At 70.4% G+C, this 10,286-nt stretch carries 10 protein-coding genes and 1 pseudogene; 7 read left to right on the top strand and 4 right to left on the bottom strand.

The features are described 5' to 3' along the window. Positions 1 to 528, bottom strand: a 528-nt coding sequence (locus ACRDU5_RS12425; RefSeq protein ID WP_526614842.1) for a class I tRNA ligase family protein, incomplete at its 3' end; no start/stop codon positions are given. 197 nt (positions 529 to 725) lie between these two features. On the opposite strand from ACRDU5_RS12425, the gene ACRDU5_RS12420 reads away from it, so the two are divergent. Then, complete coding sequence (locus tag ACRDU5_RS12420) at positions 726 to 1,610, top strand: LpqN/LpqT family lipoprotein (protein WP_526614841.1); 885 nt, start codon at positions 726 to 728, stop codon at positions 1,608 to 1,610. Between the two features lie 46 nt (positions 1,611 to 1,656). Further along, a complete protein-coding gene (locus tag ACRDU5_RS12415; RefSeq protein ID WP_526614840.1) occupies positions 1,657 to 1,995 on the top strand; it encodes a hypothetical protein in 339 nt (112 codons plus the stop codon). Between the two features lie 57 nt (positions 1,996 to 2,052). Here ACRDU5_RS12415 and ACRDU5_RS12410 read toward each other — a convergent pair whose 3' ends face one another. Then, entirely contained in the window at positions 2,053 to 2,658 is a 606-nt protein-coding gene (locus ACRDU5_RS12410; RefSeq protein WP_526614839.1) for a YqgE/AlgH family protein, read from the bottom strand. A 77-nt stretch (positions 2,659 to 2,735) separates the two neighbouring features. Between ACRDU5_RS12410 and ACRDU5_RS12405 the strand changes: the two genes are divergently transcribed. Next, the gene (locus tag ACRDU5_RS12405) at positions 2,736 to 4,019 is read left to right on the top strand and encodes an MFS transporter (protein ID WP_526614838.1); all 1,284 of its coding nucleotides are present in this window, start codon (positions 2,736 to 2,738) and stop codon (positions 4,017 to 4,019) included. Between the two features lie 53 nt (positions 4,020 to 4,072). Then, a complete protein-coding gene (locus ACRDU5_RS12400) occupies positions 4,073 to 4,849 on the top strand; it encodes a TIGR03084 family metal-binding protein (RefSeq protein ID WP_526614837.1) in 777 nt (258 codons plus the stop codon). A 1-nt stretch (position 4,850) separates the two neighbouring features. Here the strand turns inward: ACRDU5_RS12400 and ACRDU5_RS12395 are convergent, their stop codons facing one another. Together ACRDU5_RS12395 and ACRDU5_RS12390 are read right to left on the bottom strand one after the other, a co-directional pair. Continuing rightward, positions 4,851 to 5,330 (bottom strand): pullulanase, encoded by a 480-nt coding sequence (locus ACRDU5_RS12395; RefSeq protein WP_526614836.1) that lies wholly within the window; start codon positions 5,328 to 5,330, stop codon positions 4,851 to 4,853. Positions 5,331 to 5,348: 18 nt separating this feature from the next. Beyond that, positions 5,349 to 6,773 carry a CCA tRNA nucleotidyltransferase gene (locus ACRDU5_RS12390; protein WP_526614844.1) on the bottom strand — a complete coding sequence of 475 codons (1,425 nt, stop codon included), beginning with the start codon at positions 6,771 to 6,773 and terminating at the stop codon, positions 5,349 to 5,351. A 127-nt stretch (positions 6,774 to 6,900) separates the two neighbouring features. Between ACRDU5_RS12390 and ACRDU5_RS12385 the strand changes: the two genes are divergently transcribed. The 3 genes and pseudogenes from ACRDU5_RS12385 to ACRDU5_RS12375 all read left to right on the top strand — a co-directional run. Further along, positions 6,901 to 7,701: an NUDIX hydrolase gene (locus tag ACRDU5_RS12385; RefSeq protein ID WP_526614835.1), complete on the top strand. Its 801-nt coding sequence runs from the start codon at positions 6,901 to 6,903 to the stop codon at positions 7,699 to 7,701. Further along, a complete protein-coding gene (locus ACRDU5_RS12380; protein WP_526614834.1) occupies positions 7,698 to 10,097 on the top strand; it encodes a DUF6049 family protein in 2,400 nt (799 codons plus the stop codon). The genes ACRDU5_RS12385 and ACRDU5_RS12380 overlap by 4 nt, the downstream gene beginning before the upstream one ends. Continuing rightward, positions 10,094 to 10,286: pseudogene (locus tag ACRDU5_RS12375) on the top strand (hypothetical protein); the annotation flags it as partial. The gene ACRDU5_RS12380 and the pseudogene ACRDU5_RS12375, both read left to right, overlap by 4 nt.

Below are 10,286 nucleotides of genomic sequence, written 5' to 3'. Positions count from 1 at the left end.
GAACCACGCGTTGTAGATCTGCAGGAAGATCCACTGCGTCCACTTGTAGAACTCGGCGTCGGTGGTGGAGAAACTGCGGCGGGCGTCGTGACCCAGCCCGAGCCGGCCGAGCTGGCGGCGGAAGTTGACGATGTTGGCTTCGGTCCGTGTTCGCGGTTGGGTCCCGGTCTGCATCGCGTACTGCTCGGCGGGCAGACCAAACGAGTCGAACCCCAAGGCGTGCAACACACTGCGGCCCGTCATCCGGAAATAGCGGGCGTAGACGTCGGTGGCGATGTAGCCGAGTGGATGCCCGACGTGCAGACCTTCACCCGACGGGTAGGGAAACATGTCCTGGACGAACATCTTGTCGGAGGGCACCGGGGAACCGTCGGGCGGCGCCAGCGATCCAACCGGGTTGGGCACGTTGAAGGTTCCGCGCTGCGACCACGTCTGCTGCCAGGCGCGCTCGATCTCCCCGGCCAGCTCCGCGGTGTAGCGGTGCTGCGGGGTGTCGGCGTCTGCGCCGTCGACCGCCTCAGTGCTCACGTCAACAGGGTATAAGGGCCGCTCCGGCCCCAAGTTCGGCCACGGGTTGGTATCGGTTTCGTTGCGGAGCGGTCAGGGCTTGATTCCAGGTCGGTTCCAGGCCTAGTGGCCGCGTCGGCGCGCTGGATACAGTCGGCGCCTGACCAGCAGCGGGGCATGCCCCATATTGTTCGGAAGGACTTCGGAAGGACCGAGTCATGATCGAGAATGCCCGCCGGTGGCGGGTTCTGGCAGGTGGTGCGGCCGCCGGCGTGGCCGGCGTCCTCGGCTTCGCGGGCAGCACCGCCGCGGCTGACCCCGTCTACCCGCAACCACCGCCGCCGGGCGTCGCGACGGTGACGCAGACGGTCACCGCGCTGCCCGGCGCAATGGCCGTCGCGCAGCCCGCCGGACAATCGGGGGTCGCCGCTGCCGCCCCCGCCGTGCAGGGCGCTACCGGCTTGGTGCCCGCTGCCGCCGCTGCGGTGCCGGAAACCCTGCTGCCTGCCACGTCGGTGACGATGGCCGACTACTTCAAGGAAAAGGGCGTCAAGCTCGAGCCGCAGGTCAGCCGGGACTTCAAGGCACTCAACATCGTGCTGCCGGTACCGCCGGGCTGGTCGCGGGTGCCGGACCCGAACGTGCCCGACGCGTTCGTCGTGCTCGCCGACCGGGTCGGCGGCGACGGCATCTACACCTCGAACGCGCAGGTCATCGTCTACAAACTGGTCGGCGATTTCGATCCCAAGGAGGCCATCACCCACGGCTATATCGACAGCCAACAACTGCCGGCGTGGCGGACCACCGATGCGTCGCTGGCCGACTACGGCGGCATGCCATCGGCCGTGATCGAGGGCACCTACCGGGAGAACAGCCAAACCCTCAACACGTCTCGCCGGCACATCATCGCCACCGCCGGGCCCGACAGGTACCTGGTGTCGCTGTCGCTGACCACCACCGTCCAAGAGGCGGTCGCCGCCGCCGCCGACACCGACGCCATCGCCAAGGGGTTCAAGGTCAGTGTGCCCAACCCCACATCCGCGCCACCACCTCCAGGCGCGCCGGCACCGCCGGGTCTACCCGTGCTGCCACCGCCGGCGTAAGCCCCACCCTCGGCGCACCGCGGCCGCGCCTCGTAAGGTGTGGCGCATGCTCATTGCGGCGTTGGGTTGCTTCAGCGCCGCCGTCGTCACCGCCGCGCTCGGCGGGTGGATACTTTCCCGGCCCCGGTCCAGTGACCTTGTCGGACAAGTCCTGCGCGCGGTCGCACCGACGCAGCTCGCCGCCGCGGCGATACTGGCCGTCGCCGGCGTGGTGGCATTGTCCACACCCCCGCAGACCGGCCTGCTGGTCGTGGTGGTCTGCGTCGTCGGCGCGATCGCCACTGTCGCGGCCGGCTGCTGGCAAAGCGCCAAGTTCGTCGCCGCCAGGGAATCGTCGGTGGGTTGCGGCGGCACCTGCGCCACGTGCACCCTGTCCTGCCACTGAGCTGTGCGCTGATCATGTTGCCGCTGACGGTGTTTCACCAGCAGACCGCGCCGGAGGTCAGTTCCGGCTGATGTCCACCGGATGGGTGGCCAACAGGGACAGGGGCAGAGGTTGACGGCGCAGCACCCGCCCCCAAAGATCCACCCGCGCCGAGACGAGAACATCGGATGGCAACGCCGACAGCACAATCCAATCCTCGCGCTCGATCTCGCCCTCGAGCTGGCCGATGGTCCAGCCGGAGTAGCCGGCAAAGATGCGTACCCCTTCCACCACCGGGGCGATCGAGTCCGGTTCGGCGTCCAGATCCACCATCACCATCCGGCCCTGCACGTGCCGCAGCCCGGGCACGGTGTTCGGGTCGGTGCCGACGCGCAGTGTCGCCAGGCACAGCGCCGCGTCGCGTTTGACCGGCCCGCCGATGAACATCGTCTTGGGTTTGGTGGCCAACTTGGCCCACTGCGGCAACACGTTGTAGACCGCGGTTTCACTGGAGCGGTTGAGCACCACACCGAGCGTGCCGCCGTCGTTGTGCTCAACGACGTAGATGACGCTGCGCCGGAAGGTCGGTTCGAGCAGGTCGGTGTTGGCCAGCAGCAGTGTTCCGGCCCGCACCCGGTGCGCCGTGGGTGCGACGAAATCCTCCGGGTCCTCTGGCTGCGGCACCCCACCATCATGGCACCAGCGAACGGTCAAGGTGGCGAACAAGCGCGGCCCGCCGAGATATTTGTACCGTGATTATCGTGGCCGACGCTCGCGCACCCATCGCCCTCTGGCGGTCGGTGCGGAGCCTGCCCGAATTCTGGCGCCTGCTCGAGCTGCGGGCGGTGAGCCAGTTCGGCGACGGGCTGTTCCAGGCGGGCCTGGCCGGCGCGATCCTGTTCAACCCCGACCGTGCCGCCGACCCGTGGGCCATCGCCGGCGCGTTCGCCGTGCTGTTCCTGCCGTACTCGGTGCTCGGACCGTTCGCCGGTGCGCTGCTGGACCGTTGGGACCGCCGGCTGGTGCTGGTCGGCGCCAACCTCGGCCGGGCGGTGCTGGTGCTCGGCATCACCGCGTTGCTCGCGGCCGGCGCGGGCGACCTGCCGATCCTGTTCGGCGCGTTGATCGTCAACGGCTTCACCCGCTTCGTCTCCTCCGGCCTCTCGGCCGCACTGCCGGACGTGGTGCCGCGCGAACGGGTGGTGGCGATGAACTCGGTGGCCACGGCCACCGGCGCGGTGGCGGCATTCCTGGGGGCCATCTTCATGCTGCCGGCCCGCTGGGTGTTCGGTGCCGGTGACACCGGCGCTGCCGCAGTCATTTTCATCGTCGCCATACCGGTGTCGCTCGCGCTGCTGCTGTCGCTGCGCTTCCCGCCGCAGGTGCTGGGGCCGCACGCGAGCGCGCGGGCGATCCACGGGTCGGTGGTCTACGCGGTGGCAACCGGATGGCTGCACGGCGTACGGACCGTGCTGGCCGTTCGCACCGTCGCGGGGACGCTTTCGGGGCTGGCCGCCCATCGCGCGGTGCTGGGCATCAACACCATGCTGGTGCTGGTGATGGTGCGGCACAGCGATTCCCAGGACGTCGCGGGCCTGGGCACGGCGGTGCTGTTCGTCGCCGCCACCGGCGCCGGATCCTTCCTGGCGACGGTGATCAACCCGGCGGCTGTCGCCCGCTGGGGTCGCTACCGCACCGCCAACGGTGCGCTGCTGCTGGCCGCGCTCATCCAACTCGGCGGCTCGGGGTTGCAGCTGCCGATGATGGTGGTGTGCGGATTCCTGCTCGGCGCCGCCGGTCAGGTGGTCAAGCTGTGCGCCGACAGCGCCATGCAGATCGACGTCGACGACGCGCTACGCGGACACGTGTTCGCCGTGCAGGACGCGTTGTTCTGGATGGGCTTCATCGTCGCGCTGACCGCCTCTGCGGCGGTCATCCCTGCCGACGGCCGGTCGCCGGGTCTGGTGCTGGCCGGCTCGGCGGTCTACCTCGCCGGGCTGGCGGTGCACGCCGGCGTCGCTCGCCGCGCACCGCCCGCGGGCTGAGAACAGCTGGCCAACAACGGCCACCCACATCAGTAACGGTTAGGGTGACCCGCATGGCGACGGCGGGCCCGATGGTGGACGATCTCCGGGCCGAAAGCGACGCGCTCGACGAACTGGTCGCCGACCTGCCGGCCGAGGCGTGGGCGCGCGCCACCCCGGCCGCGGGGTGGACGATTGCACACCAGATCGCCCATCTGGTGTGGACCGACCGGGTGGCGCTGACCGCCGTCACCGACGAGGCGGGGTTCGCCGCGGTGCTGGAGGCCGCCGCAGCCGATCCGGCGGGCTTCGTCGACAACGGAGCAGAAGCGTTCGCCGCCGCTGCGCCGGCGGAGCTGCTCGCCGATTGGCGCAGCACCCGCGCACAGCTGCACGACGCACTGCTGACCGTGCCCGATGGTCGCAAACTGCCGTGGTTCGGGCCGCCGATGAGCGCCGCCTCAATGGCCACCGCCCGGTTGATGGAAACCTGGGCGCACGGCCTGGACGTCGCCGACACCCTCGGCGTGCAGCGGCCCGCCACCGCGCGGCTACGCTCGATCGCTCACATCGGTGTGCGCACCCGCGACTTTGCGTTCGCGATCAACGGCCTTGCGGCGCCGGCCGACGAGTTCCGGGTCGAGCTGCGGGCGCCGGATTGCTCGATGTGGACGTGGGGCCCAAAGGACGCCGCGCAGCGGGTCACCGGTTCGGCGGAGGACTTCTGCATGCTGGTCACCCAGCGACGGCCGCGCGCGGCGCTCGATGTGATAGCCGAGGGCGACGACGCGCAGCGCTGGCTGACCATCGCACAGGCCTTCGCGGGCCCGCCCGGTCCCGGCCGGGACTGACCTACAGCTCGTTGGCGGCGTCGGCGGCGCCGTCGCCGTCGCTGTCCGTCAGCTTCATGTCCCACCGCCCGTCACCGTCGGTGTCGGTATAGGCGACATCGCCGCACAGCGCGCGATCGGCCAGCCCGTTGCCGTCCACATCCAGTAGCCGGTCGTCGTCCAACCCGCCACCGTCGAAGTCGACCATCGGCCCGCCGGTGTGCTCGACCCCGTCCAGACCGAACCAGCGCACGTGTCCGCCGCGGTCCACGCTCACCGCCCAGGTGCCCGACCCGTCGTCGGTGAAGTAGCGCTCGCCGTCCAGCACCGCGTGATCGGCGATGCCGTCGCCGTCGAGATCGGCCATCGCATCGTCGATCAAACCGTCGCCGTCGAAATCCAAACCTACGGCGTCCAGCCGGCCGTCACCGTCGACATCGGTGTCCAGCGGCGCATCCCACATCGTCGCCGAACCGTCCCCGTCACCCAGGCAGTACTCCATAGCCGTTCGGACGGCGGACTAGCGTCTGTCGTTCCACCACTTCAGCAGTTCGGCGGTGGCCTCCTCGCGGCTCAGCGGCCCACGCTCCAGCCGCAGCTCCTTGAGGTAGTGCCACGCCTCGCCGACCTGCGGCCCCTCCGGTATGCCGAGCAGCTCCATGATCTCGTTGCCGTCCAGGTCGGGCCGCACCCGCTCCAGGTCTTCCTTGGCGGACAGCTCGGCGATCCGCGCCGCCAGCTCGTCGTAGTTGGCCTGCAGCCGCGCCGCGCGCCGCTGGTTGCGGGTGGTGCAGTCGGCCCGAACCAGCTTGTGCAGTCGCGGCAACAGCGGGCCGGCGTCGGTGACATAGCTGCGCACGGCCGAGTCGGTCCACTTGCCAGCCCCATCGGTCCCGCCGTAGCCATGAAAGCGCAAATGCAGATACACCAGCTGCGACACGTCTTCGACCATCTGCTTGGAGTACTTCAGCACCCGCATCCGCTTGCGCGTCATCTTGGCGCCCACCACCTCGTGGTGGTGGAAGCTAACACCGCCGTCGGGTTCGTGCCGCCGCGTCGACGGCTTGCCGATGTCGTGCAGCAACGCCGCCCAGCGCAACACCAGATCGGGGCCGTCGTCCTCCAACTCGATCGCCTGCCGCAAAACCGTCAGCGAATGCTGGTAGACGTCCTTGTGCTGATGGTGTTCGTCGATGGCCATTCGCATGGCCCCGACTTCGGGCAGCACCACGTCGCCAAGGCCGCTCTCCACCATCAGGTCGATGCCGGCCGTCGGCTGCGCGCCGAGGATCAGCCTGTCGAGCTCGGCGGCCACCCGCTCGGCGGTGATGCGCTCCAGCTGCGGCGCCAGCTCTCCGATCGCCTTACCGACCCGCGGCGCCACTGTGAAGCCGAGCTGCGATACGAAGCGCGCCGCCCGCAGCATCCGCAACGGATCGTCACCGAACGACACCTCGGGCGCCGACGGCGTGTCAAGAACGCCGGCACGCAGGGCGGCCAAACCGCCTACGGGATCATGGAATTCGGCCGGGCCGTTGGGCGTGATGCGCACCGCCATCGCGTTGACGGTGAAGTCCCGGCGCACCAGATCGTCGTCCAAACGCGCACCGAACCGCACCTGCGGATTGCGCGACACCTGGTCGTAGGTGTCGGCGCGGAAGGTGGTGATCTCCATGCGGGTCTCGCCCCTGGCAACTCCGATGGTGCCGAACTCGATGCCGGTGTCCCACAGCGCGTCGGCCCATGGCCGCAGCAGCTTCTGCATCTGTTCGGGCCGGGCGTCGGTGGTGAAGTCCAGGTCCTGGTCACTGGCCAGCTGACCGCGCAGGGCGTCGCGGACGCTGCCGCCGACGAGGTACAGCTCGTGGCCCGCTTCAGCGAACACCGCGCCGACGTCGCGCAACACGTCGGCATGCCGATCGAGGGCCACGGCGGCGCGGGCCAATACCTCGGCGTCAGCCGTGTTGTCTTGGCTGGAATCGGGCACGTTCGATGAGCTTAGAGGGTAACGGTCTCGCAGCGACCGGCGAGTGGGGCGGGAGCGAATATGGCTGGCAGCTACTATCGCTTGGGTGTCGGACGGCGAATGGGCCAAACCACGACGGCGCCGCGGGCGGCGTCGCGGCCGGCGTGCGGCCGGTCCGCCCGAACAACACAACAACAACGCCGTGGTGCCACCCACCACCGCTGCGCCGATCCCCGGCGGCCAGCCAAAGCCACACAAGCCACACAAGCCGCACAAGCCGGACAAGCCGCGCGCGTCCCGGCGGGGACCCGGCCGGCTGCGCACGGTGCATGAGACCTCGGCGGGCGGGCTGGTCATCGACGGTATCGACGGGCCGAAGGAGAGCCAGGTCGCGGCGCTGATCGGGCGCATCGACCGGCGCGGTCGGATGCTGTGGTCGCTGCCCAAGGGCCACATCGAGCTCGGTGAGACGGCCGAACAGACCGCGATCCGGGAGGTCGCCGAGGAGACCGGAATCCAGGGCGGCGTGCTGGCCGCGCGCGGCAGCATCGACTACTGGTTCGTCACCGAAGGCCGCCGGGTGCACAAGACCGTGCACCACTATCTGATGCGTTTCCTGGGTGGCGAGTTGTCCGACGACGACGTCGAGGTCAGCGAGGTGGCCTGGGTGCCGCTCAAGGAGCTGCCGTCGAGGCTGGCCTACGCCGACGAGCGCCGGCTCGCCGTGGTCGCCGGGGAGCTGATCGACAAGCTGCACACCGACGGGCCCGCCGCGCTGCCGCCGCTTCCCCGAACCTCGCCGCGTCGGCGCGCCCAGACGCACTCGCACACCCGCAACCGACGTCCCGACGAACCGAGCCCACCCCAACCGGGCCGACGGACGAACGGCTGCGGACCAGGGCCGTGATCGCCGACCGGGGGACCGTGCTACCGCGACTACTCGCCGCGCTGGCACTGCTCTTCCTTGCCGCCGCGCCCGATGTAGCGCCGCGGGCCGCCGCCGGCGAACCCAGCTCGGTGCCTTTCCTGCAGGTTCGCATCGACCGCGTCACCCCCGAGGTGGTCAGCACCACCAGCTCACCCGTCGTGACCGTTGCCGGGACCGTGCTCAACGTCGGTGACCGCCCCGTCCGCGATGTCATGGTCCGCCTCGAACACGCCGCGGCCGTCAGCTCCTCGGCCGGCCTGCGCACCAACCTCGGCGGCGCGAACGACCAGTTCCAGCCGGTCGCCGACTTCATCACCCTGGCCCCCGAATTGCCGCGCGGCCAGAATGTTCCGTTCACCCTCGCCTACCCGCTGCGCTCCCCGGACCTGCCCTCGCTGAACGTCCAGCAGCCCGGCGTCTACCCGCTGCTGGTCAACGTCAACGGCACACCCGACTACGGCGAGCCCGCCCGCCTCGACGACGGCCGCTTCCTGCTGCCGGTGATCGGGGTGCCCCCCGAGCCGGGCGCCGACTCGTCGGCTGATTCGTTGGCCGACGTGGTGCCGCCCGATACCTCAAACCCGGTGCGCCTCACCATGATGTGGCCCCTTGCCGACCGACCGAGGCTGGCGGCGGGTGCTCCCGGCGGGACGACCCCGGTGCGGTTGATCGACGACGAGCTCGCCGGGTCACTGGCCCCGGGTGGCCGGCTCGACACTCTCTTGTCGGCAGTCGACTTCGCCACCAGTCCTTCGGTAGACCCGGGCGGGCGGGTGCGCAGTGCGCTGTGTCTCGCTGTCGATCCCGACCTGCTGGTCACCGTCAACGCCATGACCGGCGGCTACGTCGTCAACGACGGACCCGACTTCGGCCCGGCCACACCGACGCATCCCGGCACCGGACAGGACGCCGCGGTGAAGTGGCTGAACCGGCTCAAGGCACTCGCCCAGCGGATGTGCGTCGCGCCGACGTCCTACGCCCAATCCGACCTCGACGCACTCCATCGGGTGGGCGATCCGGGACTGAGTGCGATCGCCACCAACGGCGCCGGGGACATCGTCGACCAGATTCTCGGGATCACCTCGACTCGCGGCGCCACCGTGGTCGGCGACGGTCCACTGACCGGTCCGGCGATCGAACTGCTGTCCGCCCAGGGCCCGACGGTCGCGATTGCCGCGGCCGATCTCACTGCGCAAGACTCGGCGACCGGCGAGCCGGCGACCGCGGAGGTGGCGCCGATCCGCTACACACCGCAACTGGTCGCCGCACCGTTCGACCCCACCGTCGGCGCCGCACTGGCCGGGGCCGGCACCGACCCGTGGTCGCCGTCGTATCTGGATGCCGCACTTGATATTCCGCTCAAACACGATTCGCAGGTGGCCCGCCGCCAGGACGCGCTCGGCTCGCTGTTGTGGCGCGGCCTGCAGCCCGCAAGCGGACCGCGTACCCAGATCCTGATGCCGCCGCTGACCTGGAGCCTGCAGGCCGACGACGCCGCGGCGATCCTGAGCGCGATGGCCACCACAATCCGCGCCGGGCTCGCCGCGCCTCGACCGCTGACCGCGGTGATCGCCGAAGGTGACGCGGTGCCGCAGCGAGACATCCAACCGCTGCCCGACGGTGCGATGGGCAACCCGCGCGCCCGGTTCGACGACGCAGTGACCGCCGGCATCGCCGGCACCACCGGCCGACTGTGGGGGCTGACCGTGGCGCTGACGACCGATGAGCGCACCGGGCTGACCGGTATCGGCTACACCGCGCCGTTGCGCGAGGACATGTTGCGGGCGCTGAGCCAATCGGTGCCGCCGGACGCCCGCAACGCGCTGGCGCAGCAGCGCCTGGCCACCGTCAGCACCACCGTCAACGATCTCTTCAACGCGGTCACCATCGTCAACCCCGGTGGCTCCTACACCCTGGCCACCGAGCGCAGTCCGCTTCCGCTGGCGTTGCGCAACAACCTGCCGGTGCCGATCCGGGTGCGGCTGCAGGTCGACGCGCCGCCCGGAATGACGGTGACCGACCTGGGCGAGATCCAACTGCCACCCGGCTACCTGCCGTTACGGGTGCCGATCGAGGTGCACTTCACCCAGCGGGTGGCTGTCGACGTGGCACTGTTCACGGCGGACGGGTTGCCGCTCGGCGAGCCGGTACGGCTGTCGGTGCATTCCAACGCCTACGGCCAGGTGCTGTTCTTCATCACGCTGGCGGCCGGCGCCGTTCTGGTCGCGCTGGCCGGACGCCGGTTGTGGCACCGGTTCCGGGGCCAGCCCGATCCCGCCGACCTGGACCGGCCGGATCCGCTCGAGGTGGCCCTCGGCCACCCCGACGAAGACCCCCGGACCCCGATTCACCCTGGCGAAGAGCGTCTGAAATGAGTACCGCGGGCCGGCACGCTGGTCCGGCGCAGCCCCCGTTCGAGCGGGGCGGCGGCCCACCCGTGCCCGGCCGACGTGTCCCGCCGGGTCCCGGGCTGCGCGGCTATCCGCGGCGGCTGCCGCCGGCCCCACCGCGACAGCGCATCCCGCGCGGGCCGGCGCCACGACGGCGGGCCGGCCGGCCCGAGC

It is taken from the genome of Mycobacterium sp. (assembly GCF_050701515.1).
GTDB lineage: Bacteria > Actinomycetota > Actinomycetes > Mycobacteriales > Mycobacteriaceae > Mycobacterium.
Note: the sequence above shows the minus strand (reverse complement) of the source record. Positions and strands in the feature narration are given on the sequence as shown.